Genomic DNA, 19,058 nt, shown 5'->3' with positions numbered 1-19,058 from the left:
TCCGAAACCCGGACAACTGGACCAAGTGCACAATGTGCGCCGATCGCGCGCACCATGCAGATCATGTGAACCAGGTGCCTGCGCCCCTTTCGCCATCGGCTTCACGCGATCCGAGTGATGTGGGGCGGAATGCCGCTCGATACCGTGACGCGGGGGTCTCGGCCGGCTGCCCGTCAGCGCGCCGGTCGAGCGGGATGACTGCGCCGTGACAGGAGAAGACGATGACGCAAGAGAACCAGACGATCGTGGGCGCGCCCCTCCCGCCGGCCAGGACGCTGCCCTTCCCGCCCAAGACGTCGGGAAGCGTCGCGGGGCGCACGCTGGCGGAGTCCACGTACTCGCCACTGCCGCCCTCGCGTCATCTCGGCGAGGACGCACCGAACATCCTGGTGATCCTCATCGACGACGCCGGACCTGCCCTGCCCGAGCCCCTCGGCGGGGCCGTGGCCACGCCGACCCTCGACCGGATCCGCCGCGAAGGGGTCGGCTTCAACAGGTTCCACACGACGGCGATGTGCTCGCCCACGCGCGCGTCGCTGCTCACGGGCCGCAACCACCACCGCGTGGGGTCGGGTCAGATCGCCGAGCTCGCGAACGACTGGGACGGCTACTCGGGGCACATCCCCAAGAGCAGCGCGACGATTGCCGAGGTGCTGCGCAACTACGGCTACTCGACGGGTGCGTGGGGCAAGTGGCACAACACCCCGGCCGAGGAGACCACCGTCGCCGGCCCGTACGACCGGTGGCCCACGGGATACGGCTTCGAGTACTTCTACGGTTTCCTCGCCGGAGAGGCCTCGCAGTACGAGCCCAACCTCGTGCGCAACACCACGTCGGTGCTGCCTCCCCGCACGCCGGAGGAGGGTTACCACCTCAGTGAGGACATCGCCGACGATGCGATCGGGTGGCTGCGCGACCACAAGGCGCTCACGCCCGACAAGCCGTTCTTCATGTATTGGGCGACGGGGGCGATCCACGGCCCGCACCACGTCATGAAGGAGTGGTCCGACAAGTACCGCGGCGCGTTCGACGACGGCTGGGACGTCTACCGCGAACGGGCGCTGGAGGGCGCGAAGGCGGCCGGCTGGGTGCCGGACGACGCGGTGCTCACCCCTCGTCCGGAGAGCCTGCAGAGCTGGGATGACATCCCCGATCATCAGAAGCCCTTCCAGGCGCGCCTGATGGAGGTGTGCGCCGGCTTCGGCGAGCACGCCGACGTTCAGGCGGGCCGCGTCATCGACGCGCTGGAGGACCTCGGCTACGGCGACAACACGCTCGTCGTCTACATCTGGGGAGACAACGGCTCATCCGGCGAGGGGCAGAACGGCACGATCAGCGAGCTTCTCGCGCAGAACATGATCCCCACGACGATCGAGCAGCACCTCGCCGCACTCGATGAGCTCGGCGGGCTGGACGCCCTCGGCACGCCGGCGACCGACAACCAGTACCACGCCGCGTGGGCGTGGGCAGGCTCCAGTCCGTACCAGGGCATGAAGCTGCAGGCCTCGCACCTCGGCGGCACGCGCAACCCGATGTTCCTGAGGTGGCCCGGCCGTGTCGAGCACGACCCGGTGCCCCGCACGCAGTTCCACCACGTCATCGACCTGGCCCCGACCCTCTACGAGATCCTCGGCATCTCGCATCCCGAGTCGGTCAACGGCATCCACCAGGATCCGGTCGACGGGATCAGCTTCGCGTATGCCGTGGACGATGCGTCCGCCGAGGGCCGCCGCCGCACGCAGTATTTCGAGATCATGGGAAGCCGCTCGATCTACTCCGACGGATGGATCGCGTCGGCGACCGGCCCGCGGCTGCCGTGGGTGCCGGGCGTCCCTCCCGGTATCGCCGCCTGGACACCCGACCACGACGCGTGGGAGCTGTATCACCTCGACGAGGACTGGAGCCAGGCTCGCGACCTCGCGGCCGAGCATCCCGAGAAGCTCGCCGAGCTCAAGGAGCTCTTCGCCATGGAGGCGGCCAGGAACGAGGTCCTCCCGGTCGGTGCCGGGCTCTGGGTGCCGGTCTACCACCCGGAGTTCCGCATCACCGTGCCCTACACCTCGTGGGAGATGTCGGGTGACACCGTGCGCGTGCCCGAGTTCTGTGCGCCGGCGCTCGGCAACACACCCAACATCGTCACGATCAAGGCGTCGGTGCCCGATCGGGCGAACGGCGTGCTCTACAAGCTCGGCGGCGCGGGCGGCGGACTCACCTGCTTCTTCGCGGACGGCGTGCTGACGTTCGAGTACAACCTGTTCCTCGTGCAGCGCACCACCATCGCCACGTCGGCACCGGTATCGGCCGGCGACGTGACGATCGAGGTCGAGACGACGTACGTCGAGGCCAGGCCCGGAGGACCTCTCTCGGTGACGCTGCGCGTCGACGGCGAAGCGGTGGCCTCGGGCGTGGTCCCGATCAGTGCCCCACTGCTCTTCTCCGCGAACGACTGCCTCGACATCGGGCGCGCGTACGGCGGCGCCGTGTCGAGGGCGTACGCCGACCGGATGCCGTTCGCGTTCGACGGGGAGATCGGCAAGGTCCGCATCGCGTACCAGACGTCGCCGCAGACGTAGGGGTGCCGCTCGGCCGGGCGTGAGGGGTGTGCGCGCGGGGGTAGTTTGGAACGCGATCCAGACGCCGCACGACGGGAGACGACGACGATGCCCGACCTCGACCCCGATCGCGCGCGCCCCGGCGGCCTCGGCGCCGTCGCGGTCATCGGCGACGGACGCGTCGGCCGTGCGGTCGCGGCGGCGTTGCGCGGGGCGGACGTCGAGGTGACCGGCCCCCTCGGCCGTGGCGCGACGGCGGCGGACGCCGACATCGTGCTCCTGGCGGTCCCGGACGCCGAGATCGCCGCCGCGGCCGCGCTGGTCGCACCCGGACGGCTCGTCGGGCACTTCTCCGGGGCCACGACCCTCGAGCCGCTGGCGCCGCACGAGGCTCTCGGCATCCACCCCCTCATGACCGTGGCGGGGGAGACCTCGTTCGCCGGCGTCCCCGCGGCGGTCGCAGGATCCACGCCCCATGCGCTCGAGCGGGCGCGGGCGATCGCCGAGGCGATCGGCATGACGGCGTTCGAGATCGCCGACGCCGACCGCGCCGCGTACCACGCGGCCGCCTCGATCGCGTCGAATTTCCTCGTCGCTCTCGAGGTGTTCGCCGAGGAGCTGGCCGCGACAGCCGGCGTTCCGCGCGACGCCCTCGTGCCGCTGGCGCAGGCCGCGCTGGACAACTGGCGATCTCACGGCGCGGCCGCGCTCACCGGGCCCATCGCCCGCGGCGACGAGGGCACCGTGTCCCGCCAGCGGGAGGCCGTGCACGACAGGCTGCCCGCCCGCTCGGAGCTGTTCGATGCGCTCACCGCCGCGACGAGGGACCTTGCCGCGCGCGAGCTGCGAGGGGCGACGTCATGATCGTCGTGCGCACGGTGGCCGATCTCCGCGACGCGCTGCGCGGAAGGCGCGACGGGAGCATCGGGCTCGTCCCGACCATGGGAGCGCTGCACGAGGGCCACGCGACGCTGCTGCGCGCGGCGAGATCCGCCGATGACACCGTGGTGATGTCGATCTTCGTCAACCCGGCGCAGTTCGACGAGCAGACCGACCTGGCGGCTTACCCGCGCACCGAGGAGGCCGATCTCGCCCTCGCCGAAACCGAGGGTGTCGATGTGGTGTTCGCCCCCGACGCCGCGGAGGTGTATCCGCCCGGCTTCGCCACCACCGTCAGCGTCACCGGCCCGATCGCCGAGACGCTCGAAGGGGCGCAGCGCGGTCGCTCGCACTTCGACGGCGTCGCGACGGTCGTCACCAAGCTGCTGCTGGCAGCGCTGCCCGACCGCGCCTACTTCGGCGCGAAGGACGCCCAGCAGGTCGCCGTCATCCGCCGCCTCGTCGCCGACCTCGGCATCCCCGTGTCGCTGGTGGTGTGCCCGACGTCGCGCGATCACGACGGTCTTGCCCGATCGAGCCGCAACACCCGTCTCTCGCCCGAAGAGCGCGCGCGGGCGCTGGCGATCCCGCGCGCCCTGCAGGAGGTGACGGATGCCGCGGCCGCGGGCGTCACGGACGCCGAGGCTCTGCGGTCGCGGGCGCAGGCCGTGCTCGAGGCATCCGGAATCCGTCCCGACTACGTCGCGCTCGTCGACCCCGGCACCTTCGCGCCGATCGCGCACGTGGGCGGCCCCGTCCTCGTGGCCGTCGCGGGCCGCGTGGGGGCCACGCGACTCATCGACAACACCGTCGTCGCTCCCCGCGGCGTCCCGGCTCCTGGAGGTTCATGATGCGCGCCCCGGTGACGCTGCAGCGGCTCAACGAGATGAAGGCACGCCGCGAGCCGATCGTCATGGTCACGGCCTACGACTTCCCGACCGCGCGGACCGCCGAGCAGGCCGAGGTCGACATGGTGCTGGTGGGCGACTCCGGGGCGCAGGTCGTGCTCGGCCACGACTCCACGGTGTCGGTGACCGTCGACGAGATGCTGGTGCTCGCGGGCGCGGTGCGTCGCGGCGTGCGCTCCGCGTTCGTCGTGTGCGATCTGCCCTTCGGCTCGACGGAAGTGTCCGACGAGCAGGCCGTGACCACGGCGGTGCGCTTCGTCAAGGAGGCCGGCGCCGACGCGGTCAAGCTCGAGGGGGGCGGCGAGGCGCGGCTGAGCCGCATCCGGGCGATCGCCGACGCGGGCATCCCCGTGGTCGCCCATGTCGGGCTCACCCCGCAGACGGCCGTGGCGCTCGGCGGGCTGCGCGCGCAGGGACGCACCGCGGAGTCGGCGGCGCGCATCGTGCGGGAGGCGTTGGACGTCCAGGAGGCCGGAGCCGCGGTGCTCGTCATCGAGGCGGTGCCTGCCGACGTCGCCGCCGTCGTGCTGCCGGCCCTGCGGATCCCGGTGATCGGGATCGGCGCCGGGCCGGCCGACGGCCAGGTGCTCGTCATCCACGATCTGCTCGGCATCACCGAGGGGAAGACGGCCGCCTTCGTCAAGCGCTACGGCGCCATCGGGCCCGACATGGTCGCCGGCGTGGCGGCGTACGCGCGGGAGGTGCGCGGCGGCGTGTTCCCCGGGCCTGAGCACGGCTACTCCGCGACCGATGCGGCGATCGCCGCAGCCCGCGAGGCGCTCGGCGCGGCGACGCGCGCGAGCGATCACTCCGAGACCTCCCTCTGAGCTCGCCGGCCGGGCGCCCCCGCTGCGCGCGGCACCGCTCTTCCCCCGGGGGTCGGCGGCGAGTAGGTTCCCGCTCAGGCGTCTCCCGACGTCGGAACATCACTCTCCCGAGACCCTAGGAGCAGCAGTGAATCATCGAACCAGGCGCGGCGCCACGATCGCCGTGTCCGCTCTCGTCGCCGGCGGCCTGACGGTCGCCGCGGTCGGCGCCCCCGCGACGGCGGCCCCCGTGATCGACACGACGGCCCTGACCGACGCCATCACCATCGACGGGCTGAAGTCCCACCTGGCGGCGCTGCAGAGCATCGCGGATGCCAATGGCGGCAACCGCGCAGCCGGCACCAGCGGGTACGACGCGTCGCTCGCGTACGTCAAGACGACCCTCGAGTCAGCCGGCTATCTCACGACGGTCCAGCCCTTCGAGTACACCGTGGTCGACTACGAGGGCTCGACGCTCACGCAGACCGCGCCGGCGGACGTCTCATACGACTTCATCGATGAGTTCTACCCGTTCGAGTACTCGGGCGACGGCACGGTGGAAGCCGCCGTCCAGGCCGTCGACGTGAACCTCGGCGGCGACCGCGCGTCGACCAGCGGCTGCGAGAGCGCCGACTTCGCGAACTTCGTCGCCGGCTCGATCGCCCTCCTGCAGCGCGGCTCGTGCGACTTCAGTGTCAAGGCGGTCAACGCCGTGGCCGCCGGCGCCGTGGGCGTCATCATGTTCAACCAGGGCAACGAGAACCCCAACGACGACCGGTTCGGCGTCTTCGGCGGCACCCTCAGCACGGCGGACTGGACCGCCGACCCCGTGCCGGTCGTGAGCACCTCGTTCGACCTCGGGGCAGCGCTGGTCGCCACGAGCGGGCTGGTCATGGAGATCAACGTCGTGACCACCGAGACGACGATCCAGACCTCGAACCTGCTGGCCGACACTCCGACCGGGCGCACCGATCGCACGGTCATCGTGGGCGCGCACCTCGACTCCGTGCCCGAAGGGCCGGGCATCAACGACAACGGCTCGGGCATCGCGGCGCTGATGGAGATGGCCCTCCAGATCGATGCGCTCGGCATCGACACCGAGAACCGGATCCGGTTCGCGTTCTGGGGCGGCGAGGAGGACGGCCTCCAGGGCTCGAACCACTACGTGTCGCAGCTGAGCAAGGCCGAGATCAAGCAGCACGCCGTCAACCTCAATTTCGACATGCTCGGGTCGCCGAACGGCGGCCGGTTCATCTACGACGGCGACGGCGACGGGTTCGGCACGACAGGCCCCAACGGATCCGACATCGTCGAGAGCGTATTCGAGGACTGGTTCGACGCGCGTGATCTCGACACGGAGCCGACGGCGTTCGACGGGCGCAGCGACTATTTCGCCTTCATCGGCGCCGGGATCCCGGCCGGTGGCCTGTTCTCGGGCGCCGAGGACCTCAAGTCGGCGGCGCAGGTGGAGTTGTACGGAGGCACCGCGGGGGTCGCGTTCGACCCGTGCTACCACCAGGCCTGCGACACCTACGCCAACATCAGCGACACGCTGCTCGAGCAGATGTCCGATGCCGCCGCCCACGCGACGCTCACGTTCGCCGAGACGCAGTCGGCGATCAACGGCACGGCCAAGGGCAAGGCGCTCGGCCAGTGGTCGCCCGAGTACAAGGGGCACCGCGCGCTGCGCTGAACGAGGTGACCGGACGGATGCCGCGGGCGCGGGCCTGCGGCATCCGTCCCGCTCGTCCTACCTGGCCACGAGCGTCGTCTGGAAGCTGTACATGTCGGGCCGGTAGCAGTGGTGGCCGAACTCCACCGCGCGGCCCGAGGCGTCGAAGGCCACGCGCTCCATCGTGAGCACCGGCCCGCCCTTGTCGATGTCGAGCAGTCCCGCCTCATCGCCGTGCGCCCGCCGGGCGCCGATCTTCTGGTTGGCCACGCGGATGGTCACGCCCCGCGCCCGCATGATCTCGTAGAGCCCCTTCTGCTGGAGCTGCTCGGTGGTGATGTCGGCGAAGTCCAGGGGCAGGTAGTTGGTGAGCACGGCGACGGGCACGCCGTCGGTGGAACGCTGCCGCCGGAGGTAGACGATGTCGGATCCGACGGGCACGCTCAGCGCGTCCGCCGTCGCGGGGTCGGCGGCGCGCGTGTCGTGTTCGAGCACCCGGGTGCCGGGCTCGTGCTGCGAGTTCTTGAGATCCTCGTACAGGCTCGTCAGCTCCACCTGCCGCGTGACCTGACCCTGCACCACCTGCGTGCCGATGCCGCGCCGGCGCACGAGGAGCCCCTTGTCGACCAGCTCCTCCATCGCGCGGCGGATCGTCGGGCGGGAGAGCCCGAGGCGCTGGCCGATCGCGATCTCGTTCTCGAGCCGCGCTCCCGGCGGGATCTCACCGGACCGGATCGCCTTCTCGATCGCGCTCGATACCTGGAAGTACAGCGGCACGGGGCCGGTGCGGTCCATGCTCGAGAGGAAGTCGTCGAGCCTGACCACGTCGTCTGCCATCATCCACTCCAAGTCCCGACAGCATAATGTCCCGACAATGATACATCGCCAGGCGTTTGTCATACGTCCAGGCGGGTGTGTCGCTTTCCGGAGGCGTTGTGCTATTGTCAGGACAAAGAGTCCGCCGAGGCGGCCCGAGGGCGCCGCAGAGAGTTGTACAGCGGGGTATGACCCAGAACACTCCTCCCTTCGACGTGCTGGCGTTCGGGCGCCTGGGCGTGGACATCTACCCCCTCCAGTCGGGCGTCGGGCTCGAAGAGGTCCAGACGTTCGGCAAGTTCCTCGGGGGCAGCGCCGCCAACGTGAGCGTCGCCGCGGCCCGCCACGGCCGGCACGTCGCGTTGATCTCGCGCGTCGGGGACGACCCGTTCGGACGCTATCTGCTCGCCGAGCTCGAGCGGCTGGGTGTCGACAACCGCTTCGTCGCGGTCGACGACACCCTCAAGACGCCGGTGACGTTCTGCGAGATCTTCCCGCCGGACGACTTCCCGCTGTACTTCTACCGCGAGCCGAAGGCGCCGGACCTCAACGTGCCGCCGGCGGACCTCGACCTCGACGCCGTCCGCGCCGCCCGCATCCTGTGGATCACCGCGACCGGGCTGAGCCAGGAGCCGAGTCGTGCCGCTCATCATGCCGCGCTGCAGGCGCGCACGGTCGGCCACACCGTCTTCGACCTGGACTACCGTCCGATGTTCTGGGCCGGCCCGGCCGACGCGCACGCCCAGATGACCCGTGCCCTGGAGCACGCCACCGTCGCCGTGGGGAACCGCGAGGAGTGCGAGGTCGCGGTCGGCGAGTCGGAGCCGGAGCGCGCCGCCGACGCCCTGCTCGAGCGCGGCGTCGAGCTCGCGATCGTCAAGCAGGGCCCGAAGGGGGTGCTGGCGAAGACCCGCGAGGGGTCCGTCGTGGTGCCCCCGCATCACGTGGACGTCGTCAACGGCCTCGGCGCGGGCGACGCGTTCGGCGGCGCCCTGTGCCACGGGCTGCTCGCGGGCTGGGACCTGGAGCGGCTCCTGAGGTTCGCGAACGTCGCCGGAGCCATCGTCGCCTCGCGCCTGGAATGCTCCACGGCGATGCCGACGGAGTCCGAGGTGGCCGCGATCATCGGGGCGGGAGCATCCCGATGACCCGGTTCCTCACCGCGGACGACTTCGTCCGCCTGCGCGATCTGCGTGCCACGGCACCCGAGGTGATCCGCGCCTCCCTCACCGCCCGCCGCCGGCGCGACGTGCTGTCCGCCGACGGCCGCCTGTTCATCGTCGCGGCCGACCATCCCGCCCGCGGCGCGCTCGCGGTCGGCCCGAACCCCACCGCGATGGCCGACCGGTACGAGCTGCTCGACCGGCTCGCCATCGCGCTCAGCCGGCCCGGTGTGGACGGCGTGCTCGGCACGCCCGACATCATTGACGACCTCGCCGCGCTCGGGCTTCTGGACGACAAGATCATCGTCGGCTCCATGAATCGCGGCGGACTGCGCGGCGCGGCGTTCGAGCTGGACGACCGCATGACCGCGTACGACGTGCCGACGATGGTCGGCGCGGGTATCGACTTCGCCAAGACGCTGGTCCGCATCGACCTCGCCGATCCCGCAACGGTGTCCACGCTCACGGCGATGGCCGCCGCCGTCACGCAGGCCTCGGCCGCCGGGCTGCCGATCATGCTCGAGCCGTTCCTCAGCACGCGCGCGGACGGCCGCGTCGTCAACGACCTGTCGACGGATGCCGTCATCCTGTCGGTGGCGATCGCCTCGGGTCTGGGCGCATCCAGCTCGCACACGTGGATGAAGCTGCCCGTGGTGGACGACATGGAGCGGGTCATGGCGGCGACGACGATGCCGACGCTGCTGCTGGGCGGCGACTCCGGGGTCGATCCCGACGAGACCTTCGCCGCGTGGGAGGATGCCCTGTCGCTCCCCGGCGTGCGTGGGCTCACCGTCGGCCGCACGCTCCTGTATCCCCCCGACGACGGCGTCGCCGCCGCCGTGGACATCGCGGCGGGGCTCGTCCACTCCGACCTCTCGACTCTCACGAAGGAACTCACATGACCGACACCCAGATCTCTCCCGCGACGTCCGACGTCGACTCGGACGTCCGCGTCATCTCGCACTGGATCGACGGCGCGGAGCGGCCGTCGGTCTCGGGGCGGACGGCGCCGGTGTTCAACCCGGCGACAGGTGCGGTGCAGGCTCAGGTGGCGCTGGCGGATGAGACGGAGGTCGATGCGGCGATCGCATCGGCGCAGGCGGGGTTCCAGGTGTGGAGCGGGTTCTCGGTCGCGAAGCGGCAGACGGTGCTGTTCGCGTTCAGGGAGCTGCTGAACGCACGCAAGCAGGAGCTGGCCGAGATCATCACCGCCGAGCACGGCAAGGTCGTCTCGGACGCGATGGGGGAGATCCTGCGCGGCCAGGAGGTGGTGGAGCTGGCGTGCGGGTTCCCGCACCTGATCAAGGGCGCGTTCAGCGAGAACGCCTCGACCGGGATCGACGTGTACTCGCTCAAGCAGCCGCTCGGCGTGGTGGGGATCATCAGCCCGTTCAACTTCCCGGCGATGGTGCCGATGTGGTTCTTCCCGATCGCGATCGCCGCGGGCAACTCGGTGGTCCTCAAGCCCAGTGAGAAGGACCCGTCGGCGGCGCTGTGGCTGGCGCGACTGTGGCAGGAGGCGGGACTGCCGGACGGGGTGTTCACGGTGCTGCAGGGAGACAAGCTCGCCGTGGACGGCCTGCTCACCTCCCCGGACGTCGCCTCGATCAGCTTCGTGGGGTCGACCCCGATCGCGCAGTACATCTACGAGACGGCGTCACGGCACGGCAAGCGGGTGCAGGCGCTGGGCGGCGCGAAGAACCACATGCTGGTGCTGCCGGACGCCGACCTGGACCTCGTCGCCGACCAGGCCGTGAACGCCGGATACGGCGCCGCCGGGGAACGCTGCATGGCCATCAGCGTGGTTCTCGCGGTGGAGCCGGTCGCGGACGAGCTGATCTCGAAGATCCAGGACCGCATCGGGCGGCTGCGGATCGGCAACGGCGCCGGCACCGACGGGGTGGAGCCGGACCTGGGTCCGCTGATCACCGACGCGCACCGCGCCAAGGTCGCCGAGTACGTCGACATCGCCGAGGCCGACGGCGCGAGGATCGTGGTGGACGGCCGCGGCTGCACCGTCGACGGCCACGAGGACGGGTTCTTCTTCGGCCCCACCCTGCTGGACAACGTCCCCACCACCTCCCGGGCCTACACCGAGGAGATCTTCGGACCGGTGCTGTCCGTGGTCCGGGTGCAGTCCTACGACGAGGGCCTGGAGCTGATCAACTCCGGCCGGTTCGGCAACGGCACCGCGATCTTCACCAACGACGGCGGAGCCGCTCGCCGCTTCCAGAACGAGGTGCAGGTCGGCATGATCGGCATCAACGTCCCCATCCCCGTGCCCGTCGCCTACCACTCCTTCGGCGGCTGGAAGCAGTCTCTCTTCGGTGACGCGAAAGCCTACGGCGTCCACGGCTTCGACTTCTTCACCCGCGAGAAGGCCATCACCTCCCGCTGGCTCGACCCCGCCAGCCACGGCGGCATCAACCTCGGCTTCCCCCAGAACCACTGATCACCCCGATTGGGAGACATGAGCACCACCGACCAGCGCTGGTTCCACCGCCGCGGCGAGCTCGCCCGTGACGGGTGGGAGAGCGTCGTCGACGAGACCACTCCCGGCTGGGCGCACACCGGCATCCGGGTGGCCGAACTGGCCGAGACCGACTCGCTCGCGCTCGCGCCGACAGGGGTGGAGCGCATCGTCGTGCCGCTGGCCGGATCGTTCACCGTCTCGTACTTCGAGGGCGCCGAGACCACCACGGCGCGTCTGAAGGGCCGGGCGTCGGTGTTCGACGGGCCGACCGACGTGCTCTACCTCTCGTCCGCCGCGACCGCGGTGCTCGCCGGCGCCGGCCGCGTCGCGATCGCGTCCTCGCCCACCGAGATCGTGAAGCCGAGCGTGCACGTCCCCGCCGCCGACACGCCCGTCGAGCTGCGCGGGGCGGGCCGCTCCAGCCGTCAGGTGCACAACTTCGGCACCCCGCAGGCCCTGGACGCCGCGCGGCTCATCGTGTGCGAGGTCATCACGCCCGCCGAGAACTGGTCGTCGTACCCGCCGCACAAGCACGACGAGCACGTCCCCGGCCACGAGTCGCGCCTCGAGGAGATCTACTACTTCGAGACCGCGCCGGTGGCCGGATCGGATGCTTCGCCCGAGGCATCCTTCGGCATGTTCAGCACCTACTCCTCACCCGCAGGCGAGATCGACATCAACGCGATGGTGCGCACCGGCGACATCGCGCTCGTGCCCTACGGCTACCACGGCCCGGCCGTGGCGGCGCCCGGGTACGACCTCTACTACCTCAACGTGATGGCCGGCCCCGACCCCGAGCGGGTGTGGCTGATCAGCGACGACCCCGCGCACGCGTGGGTGCGCGACACCTGGACCGGGCAGGACGTCGACGACCGACTGCCGTTCACCGCCGACGACGAGGAAGGCAGCAGCTGATGGGCGCGACGAGACGGATGACGGTGAGCCAGGCCCTCGTGGAGTTCCTCGCGCACCAGTGGACCGTGGACGGCGACATCCGCGAGCGCACCGTCCCGGGGGTGCTCGGCATCTTCGGGCACGGCAACGTGGCCGGCATCGGCCAGGCGCTGAAGCAGGTCAACGTCGAGCAGCCGGAGCTCATGCCGTACTACCAGGCCCGCAACGAGCAGGCCATGGTGCACGAGGCGGTGGGGTACGCGCGCATGCATCGCCGGCGCGGGACGATCGCCGCGGCGGCCTCCGTCGGTCCCGGTGCTGCCAACATGCTCACCGGCGCGGCGCTCGCGACGACGAACCGCCTCCCCGCGCTGCTGCTGCCCAGCGACACCTTCGCCACGCGCGTCGCCGACCCGGTGCTGCAGCAGCTCGAGCAGCCGTGGGACACCGGGCTGCAGGTGACGGATGCCTTCCGCCCGCTGTCGCGCTTCTTCGATCGCGTGCAGCGCCCCGAGCAGCTGTACTCGATCGCCCTCGCCGCCATGCGGGTGCTGACCGATCCCGCCGAGACCGGCGCCGTCACCATCGCCCTGCCCGAGGACGTCCAGGCCGAGGCCCTCGACGTGCCCGTCGAGTTCCTGCACGACCGCGAGTGGCACCTGCGCCGTCCGCTTCCCGAGCGCGGCCCGCTCGCGCGGGCGGTGGCAGCGATCCGCGGCGCGAAGAACCCGTTCATCGTCGCCGGCGGCGGCGTCCTCTACTCGGGGGCCGAGGACCAGCTCCGCGCGCTCGTCGAGGCGACCGGCATCCCCGTCGGCACCACGCAGGCAGGCGGCGGCTCCCTCGCGTGGGACCACCCGCAGTACGTCGGAGGCGTCGGCGCGACCGGCACCTCCGCCGCCAACCGCCTCGCGGCGGAGGCCGACGTCGTCATCGGCATCGGCACCCGGTACAGCGACTTCACGACCGCCTCGCGCACGGCGTTCCAGAATCCCGGTGTCGTGTTCGTCAACATCAACGTCGCGTCCTTCGACGCCTACAAGCACGGCACCGAGCTGCCGGTGATCGCCGACGCGCGCGAGGCTCTCCGCGAGCTCTCGATCGAGCTCGAGGGCTTCCAGGTCGGCCGCGACCACCGCGAGCGGATCGCCCGCGTGAAGGCGGAGTGGGATGCCGCGGTCGATGCAGCCTTTGCGCCGTCCGGGCTCGCCCTGCCGGGCCAGCCCGAGATCATCGGCGCCGTGCAGTCCACGAGCGCGCCGGAGGACGTCGTCGTCCAGGCGGCCGGCTCACTGCCGGGCGACCTCCACAAGCTGTGGCGCGTCCGCGACCCGCTCGGCTATCACGTGGAGTACGCGTTCTCGTGCATGGGGTACGAGATCGCCGGTGGACTGGGCGCGAAGCGCGGTCTCCTCGCCGACGGCGACGACCGCGACGTCATCGTCATGGTGGGGGACGGCTCCTACCTCATGCTCAACACCGAGCTCGTCACCGCGGTCGCGGAGGGGATCAAGCTCATCGTGATCCTCGTGCAGAACCACGGGTTCGCCTCCATCGGCCACCTGTCCGAGACGGTCGGCTCAGAGCGCTTCGGCACCCGCTACCGGGAGTACGACCCCCACGCGCGCAACTTCCAGGGCGACGGCATCCTCCCGGTCGACCTCGCGATGAACGCCCGCAGCTACGGACTCGACGTCATCGAGGTCCAGCCCGGCGCCTCCGCCATCGACGACCTGAAGGCGGCCGTCGCGCAGGCGAAGGCATCCGACCGGTCCACCGTCATCCACATCAACAGCGATCCGCTCATCTACGCGCCCGACGGCGCCGGCTGGTGGGACGTCCCGGTGGCCGAGGTCTCGACCCTCGAGTCCACGCAGCGGGCCCGTCGGGAGTACGAGGAGCAGCGGGTCACGCAGCGGCCGCTGCTGGGCTGAGCTCCGGTGTCGCGGCCTGCGGCATCCGTCATCCCCAAAACGAACGCCCCCCGCCTCGCGGCAGGGGGCGTTCGGCGCGGCGGCGCCCGTCAGAGCGTGGCGGCCAGCGGGTCGAAGTCCGCGGGCAGCGAGCCGACCTCGCCGAGGGTGCTCTTCACCTCGACGAAGCCGCGGGACGCCGCGGCCTCCTCGATCGAGAGCAGGGTGTCGAGCACGTGGTAGCCGAACTCGCCGGTGGCGATGTGCGGGCGGTCCTCGCGGATCGAGCGCGCCATGTCGAGCAGTCCGAGGCCGCGGCCGGTGAGCACGCCCTCCTGCGGCACCTCGAGGATCTCCTGCTCGCTCACCGACGCGTCGGTCAGCGGACGGATGATCGAGATGTCGCCGCCGAACATGTTCGGGTCGGGGATCACGATCGTGCCCTCGGTGCCGTTGATCTCGACGATGCCGTGGCGCTTGAGCGGCGAGTCGGTGCTGTACAGGCTCTGCGCCTGACCGCCCTGCTCGAAGTCCATCAGCACCGACAGCGTCGACGGGATCTCGACCGGGAACTCCTGGCCGGCGAGCTCTCCCGACTTGACGGTGCGGGTCGGGACGCCCTGGAGCCCGAGGGCGGCGACCGACGCGACCGGGCCGAACACGTGCACGAGCGTCGAGACGTAGTACGGACCCATGTCCAGCAGCGGCCCGGCGCCCTTGGCGTACAGGAACGCGGGATTCGGATGCCACAGCTCCGGACCCTGCCACTGGAACGTGGTGGTCGCGAACAGCGGGCGGCCGATGTCGCCGCGCGCGATCGCGCGCTTCGCCGTCTGCACACCGGGGCCGAGCACGGTGTCGGGCGCGACGCCGACCCGCAGACCGGCCGCGCGGGCGGTGTCGAGCAGCCGCTGCGACTCCTCGCGGTCGATGCCGATCGGCTTCTCGGTCCACACGTGCTTGCCCGCGGCGATGATCGCCTCGGACACCTCCACGTGCACCGCCGGGATCGTGAGGTTCACGACGATGTCGATGTCGGGGTCGTTCAGCACCGACTCGACGCTGCCGCCGCGCGGCACGCCGTACTTGTCGGCCTGGGCCTTGGCGCGCTCCTCGAGAAGGTCGCCGACGGCGAGCACGCGCACGTCGGGGAAACTCGTGAGGTGCGTCAGGTACTGGTCGCTGATGTTTCCGGCGCCGATGAGGCCGACGCCGACGGGCTGGGTCGCGGCGGCCATCAGGCGGACACCTTCTCGTCGAGGAAGCGGCGGCTCTGCTCGACGGCGTCGAACAGGTCTCCGCCGAAGTGGTCGAACTCGACGATGGCGACCTCGAGGGCGGATGCCGCGGCCAGCGCCTCTTCGAGGGGCACGACGCCCTGGCCGGCGGGCACCTGGTCGGCCGGCGGGTAGGCCGCGACGGCCTCGGGGTCGAGCGTGCCGTCCTTGACGTGCACTGCGATCACGCGGTCTCCGAGCCGGCGCAGGAGCGCCGCCGAGTCGACGCCGGCGCGCGCCACCCAATAGAGGTCGACCTCGAGCACGACGCGCTCGTCGAGCTGGTCGGCGAGCACCTCGAGACCGGTCTTGCCGTCGAAGGTCGCCTCGAGCTCGTGCGCGTGGTTGTGGTACCCGACGCGGATGCCGCGTGCGGCGCCGATCTCGGCGGCGGCGTTGAGCTGCCGGGCGATGTCGGCGATGTGCTCACGGCTCTGCCACAGGGCGGGGTCGGTGTAGGGCTCGATGACGGTGGTCATGCCGAGGGTGTCCGCGGCGTCGAAGACGGCCTCCGGTGCGGGGACCGGGCGGGTCGTCGTCGTGCCGTCGGGGTTCACGAACGAGGTCGACGCGAGGAAGGCATGACCGGTGGGGGCGGCGATGCCGTTGGCCTTCAGCGCTGCCGCGAGCGGCTCGGCGCGGCGCACGAAGTCGTACGGCTCCGCGGCGGTGAAGCCGCGGGCGGCCAGTTCGGCGAGGGTGCCCTCGAGGTCGGCCTCGAGCGCGTCCTTCACGGTGAACAGCTGGATGGATGTCTGGACCGGCATCGGTCGCGCTCCTTCGTTGTCTGCTTCGACGGTTGTCGCTGTGGGCGGGAGCGGGTCGACCGACCCCGCCGACGATCACGGTACCACGAAAACCTCCACGTGGAGGTTTTCGTCGGATAGCATGGCCGCATGTCCGGCGACGAGCACCAGCCGGCCCCGCGCGGGTCGTATGCGAAGGGCGTCGCCCGACGTCAGGAGATCCTCGACCGCGCGATCGAGGTCTTCGCGCAGCGCGGCTCGGACCGCACGAGCCTGCGCGCGATCGCCGAGGAGGTCGGCGTCACCCATGCCGCGCTGAAGCACTACTTCGGGTCGCTGGAAGAGCTGCTCGTCGCCGTCTACCAGGAGTCCGAGCGACGCGGCGACGACGAGCCCTCCACCGATCAGGACGAGACCCCCGTGGAGGCGCTCCGTCGCTGGACGGAGTCGAACCGCGAGGTGCAGGGACTCGTCCAGCTCTACTCGACTCTCGTCGCGACGGCGCTGGAGGAGGGGCATCCGGCCGCCCGCGAGTTCGCCACCTCGCGCTTCGCCCGCGTGCGCGCCGACATGGCCAGGCGGGTGCGTCACAGCCAGGAGGCCGGTCGCATCCGGGCGGATGTCGACCCCGAGGCGGTCGCGGCCCTGGTGATCGCGGCATCCGACGGTCTGCAGACCCAGTGGCTCCTGGACGCCAGTGCTCCCCAGGACGCCGCGCTCGCCCTGCTCGACCAGCTGCTGGCGGCCCCCCGCGCCTGACCGGTCGCGCGCGCGGACGCGTCTGGGAGACGTGTCAGGAGCATGGGGCAGGGTGGAACCCGTGACACCGACGACGACCACCCGTGCCGAGGCCCTCGACGTGCTGAGGGCGCTGGTGGGGCGGGACGACGCCGACTTCCACGAGGGCCAGTTCGAGGCGATCGAGGCGCTCGTCGACGACCGGCGCCGCGCGCTCGTGGTCCAGCGCACCGGCTGGGGCAAGTCGGCGGTGTACTTCGTGGCGACGCTGCTGCTGCGCCGACGGGGTGCGGGGCCGACCGTGCTCGTGTCTCCGCTCCTGGCCCTCATGCGCGACCAGATCGCGGCGGCCGCCCGGGCAGGGGTCCGCGCGGTGAAGATCGACTCGACGAACGCGCACGAGTGGGGCGATGTGCTCGCGCAGCTCGACCACGACGAGGTGGACGTGCTGCTCGTCTCGCCGGAGCGGCTCAACAACCCTTCGTTCCGAGACGAGCAGCTTCCGCAGCTCGTCGACCGCATCGGCCTGCTGGTCGTCGACGAGGCCCACTGCATCAGCGACTGGGGCCACGACTTCCGCCCCGACTACCGCCGCCTGCGCGAGCTCATCGCGCGCATGCCCGACGGGGTCCCCGTGCTGGCGACGACCGCGACGGCCAACAGCCGCGTGGTCGCCGACGTCGCCGAGCAGCTCGACGCGGGTGCGCACCGCGACGGGCCGGCGGGGGATGCCGGACCAGGCGTGCTCACGATCCGCGGGCCGCTGGCCCGCGCGTCGCTGCGGCTGGGCGTGCTGCGCCTGCCCGACTCGCCGAGCCGCCTCGCCTGGCTCATCAGCCACCTCGGCGACCTGCCCGGCTCTGGCATCATCTACACCCTCACGGTCGCCGCCGCGAACGACACGGCGCGACTGCTGCGCGAGCGGGGCCACGACGTGCGCGCCTACACCGGACAGACCGACACCGACGAGCGGGAGCAGTCCGAGGCGCTCCTGAAAGACAACCGGGTGAAGGCCCTCGTGGCCACCAGCGCGCTGGGGATGGGGTTCGACAAGCCCGACCTCGGCTTCGTCGTGCATCTGGGCGCCCCGTCGTCGCCGGTGTCGTACTACCAGCAGGTCGGGCGCGCCGGCCGTGCGACCGAGTCGGCCGACGTGCTGCTGCTCCCGGGAACCGAGGACCGCGAGATCTGGCACTACTTCGCCACGGCGTCGATGCCCGACCGGGAGCGGGCCGAGCGGGTGCTGGCGGCTCTCGCCGACGCCGCGGGGCCGCTCTCGACGCCCGCGCTCGAGGCGGTCGTCGACATCCGCCGCACGCCGCTCGAGCTGCTGCTGAAGGTGCTCGACGTCGACGGAGCCGTCGCCCGGGTGCGGGGCGGCTGGATCGCCACCGGCGAGCCGTGGACCTACGACGAGGACCGCTACCGGCGCATCGCCGCCGAGCGGGTCGCCGAGCAGCAGCACATGATCGAGTACGAGGAGTCGCGCGGCTGCCGCATGGAGTTCCTGCAGCGCTCGCTCGACGACGACACCGCCGCCCCGTGCGGCCGCTGCGACAACTGCGCCGGCGCGTGGTTCCCGACCGAGATCGCGACGGGGGCGACGGATGCCGCCGCGGCCGCGCTCGATCGCGTCGGCGTGCCGATAGAGCCCCGGCGGCAGTGGCCGACGGGCGCCGACCGGCTCGGAGTCGCGGTGAAGGGCCGGATCCCTTCGGAGGAGCAGGCAGCCGAGGGACGCGCGCTCGCTCGCCTCACCGACCTCGGCTGGGGCGGCGCGCTGCGCGACCTCTTCGCCGTCGGCGCCGGGGACGCGCCGGTGCCCCCGAACGTGCTGCAGGCCTGCGTCCGCGTGCTCGCGGAGTGGGGCTGGGACCGCCGGCCCGTGGCCGTCGTGGCGATGCCGTCGCGGTCGAAGCCGCAGCTGGTGGACTCGCTCGCCCGCGGCATCGCCGAGATCGGGCGGCTGCCGTTCCTCGGCGCCCTCGACCTCGTAGACGGCGGCCCGACGGGCCGGCCGGGCGGCAACAGCGCATTCCGGGTGGCGGGCGTCTGGGGGCGCTTCTCCGCGGCGACTCTCGACCTTCCCGACGGGCCCGTGCTCCTCGTCGACGACCGCGTCGACAGCGGGTGGACCCTGACGATCGCCGCCCGCGAGCTGCGGCGGGCAGGCGCGGCCGAGGTGCTGCCCTTCGCCCTCGCGCTGCGCGGCTGACCCGCG

Annotated in this window: 15 protein-coding genes; 12 read left to right on the top strand and 3 right to left on the bottom strand. The window is 71.5% G+C overall.

The features are described 5' to 3' along the window. Nucleotides 1-221 precede the first annotated feature (221 nt). The 5 genes from V6R91_RS00765 (at nucleotide 222) to V6R91_RS00745 (ending at nucleotide 6,838) form a co-directional block, all read left to right on the top strand. Nucleotides 222-2,573 (top strand): arylsulfatase, encoded by a 2,352-nt coding sequence (locus V6R91_RS00765; protein ID WP_336393688.1) that lies wholly within the window; start codon nucleotides 222-224, stop codon nucleotides 2,571-2,573. A gap of 87 nt (nucleotides 2,574-2,660) precedes the next feature. Beyond that, entirely contained in the window at nucleotides 2,661-3,416 is a 756-nt protein-coding gene (locus V6R91_RS00760) for a Rossmann-like and DUF2520 domain-containing protein (protein WP_336393687.1), read from the top strand. Further along, on the top strand, nucleotides 3,413-4,282 hold the full coding sequence (gene panC, locus V6R91_RS00755; RefSeq protein ID WP_336393686.1) for a pantoate--beta-alanine ligase: 870 nt from the start codon (nucleotides 3,413-3,415) through the stop codon (nucleotides 4,280-4,282). The genes V6R91_RS00760 and panC overlap by 4 nt, the downstream gene beginning before the upstream one ends. Then, complete coding sequence (panB, locus tag V6R91_RS00750; protein WP_336393685.1) at nucleotides 4,279-5,166, top strand: 3-methyl-2-oxobutanoate hydroxymethyltransferase; 888 nt, start codon at nucleotides 4,279-4,281, stop codon at nucleotides 5,164-5,166. The genes panC and panB overlap by 4 nt, the downstream gene beginning before the upstream one ends. Nucleotides 5,167-5,293: 127 nt before the next feature. Then, nucleotides 5,294-6,838 carry a M20/M25/M40 family metallo-hydrolase gene (locus tag V6R91_RS00745; protein WP_336393684.1) on the top strand — a complete coding sequence of 515 codons (1,545 nt, stop codon included), beginning with the start codon at nucleotides 5,294-5,296 and terminating at the stop codon, nucleotides 6,836-6,838. 57 nt (nucleotides 6,839-6,895) lie between these two features. Here the strand turns inward: V6R91_RS00745 and V6R91_RS00740 are convergent, their stop codons facing one another. Further along, nucleotides 6,896-7,654, bottom strand: coding sequence for a GntR family transcriptional regulator (locus tag V6R91_RS00740; RefSeq protein WP_336393683.1), 759 nt, complete (start codon nucleotides 7,652-7,654; stop codon nucleotides 6,896-6,898). 167 nt (nucleotides 7,655-7,821) lie between these two features. On the opposite strand from V6R91_RS00740, the gene iolC reads away from it, so the two are divergent. The 5 genes from iolC to iolD are packed head-to-tail and all read left to right on the top strand — an operon-like array spanning nucleotide 7,822 to nucleotide 14,097. Beyond that, a complete protein-coding gene (gene iolC / locus V6R91_RS00735; RefSeq protein WP_336393682.1) occupies nucleotides 7,822-8,781 on the top strand; it encodes a 5-dehydro-2-deoxygluconokinase in 960 nt (319 codons plus the stop codon). After that, on the top strand, nucleotides 8,778-9,698 hold the full coding sequence (locus V6R91_RS00730) for a class I fructose-bisphosphate aldolase (protein ID WP_336393681.1): 921 nt from the start codon (nucleotides 8,778-8,780) through the stop codon (nucleotides 9,696-9,698). Before iolC ends, V6R91_RS00730 begins: the two co-directional genes overlap by 4 nt. Next, the gene (locus tag V6R91_RS00725; RefSeq protein ID WP_336393680.1) at nucleotides 9,695-11,248 is read left to right on the top strand and encodes a CoA-acylating methylmalonate-semialdehyde dehydrogenase; all 1,554 of its coding nucleotides are present in this window, start codon (nucleotides 9,695-9,697) and stop codon (nucleotides 11,246-11,248) included. Before V6R91_RS00730 ends, V6R91_RS00725 begins: the two co-directional genes overlap by 4 nt. Before the next feature lie 18 nt (nucleotides 11,249-11,266). After that, nucleotides 11,267-12,184 carry a 5-deoxy-glucuronate isomerase gene (gene iolB / locus V6R91_RS00720; protein ID WP_336393679.1) on the top strand — a complete coding sequence of 306 codons (918 nt, stop codon included), beginning with the start codon at nucleotides 11,267-11,269 and terminating at the stop codon, nucleotides 12,182-12,184. Then, complete coding sequence (gene iolD, locus V6R91_RS00715) at nucleotides 12,184-14,097, top strand: 3D-(3,5/4)-trihydroxycyclohexane-1,2-dione acylhydrolase (decyclizing) (protein ID WP_336393678.1); 1,914 nt, start codon at nucleotides 12,184-12,186, stop codon at nucleotides 14,095-14,097. Before iolB ends, iolD begins: the two co-directional genes overlap by 1 nt. 89 nt (nucleotides 14,098-14,186) lie before the next feature. On the opposite strand, the gene V6R91_RS00710 is transcribed toward iolD, so the two are convergent. Beyond that, entirely contained in the window at nucleotides 14,187-15,314 is a 1,128-nt protein-coding gene (locus V6R91_RS00710) for a Gfo/Idh/MocA family protein (RefSeq protein ID WP_336393677.1), read from the bottom strand. Beyond that, nucleotides 15,314-16,120, bottom strand: coding sequence for a sugar phosphate isomerase/epimerase family protein (locus tag V6R91_RS00705; protein WP_336393676.1), 807 nt, complete (start codon nucleotides 16,118-16,120; stop codon nucleotides 15,314-15,316). Before V6R91_RS00705 ends, V6R91_RS00710 begins: the two co-directional genes overlap by 1 nt. 129 nt (nucleotides 16,121-16,249) lie before the next feature. Between V6R91_RS00705 and V6R91_RS00700 the strand changes: the two genes are divergently transcribed. Together V6R91_RS00700 and V6R91_RS00695 are read left to right on the top strand one after the other, a co-directional pair. Beyond that, a complete protein-coding gene (locus V6R91_RS00700) occupies nucleotides 16,250-16,858 on the top strand; it encodes a TetR/AcrR family transcriptional regulator (protein ID WP_336393675.1) in 609 nt (202 codons plus the stop codon). A gap of 61 nt (nucleotides 16,859-16,919) precedes the next feature. Beyond that, nucleotides 16,920-19,052 (top strand): RecQ family ATP-dependent DNA helicase, encoded by a 2,133-nt coding sequence (locus V6R91_RS00695; RefSeq protein WP_336393674.1) that lies wholly within the window; start codon nucleotides 16,920-16,922, stop codon nucleotides 19,050-19,052. Nucleotides 19,053-19,058: the final 6 nt, after the last annotated feature.

This window comes from Microbacterium sp. CCNWLW41 (assembly GCF_037083505.1).
The sequence above is the reverse complement of the archived record's forward strand: the minus strand, read 5'-3'. Positions and strand labels throughout refer to the sequence as shown.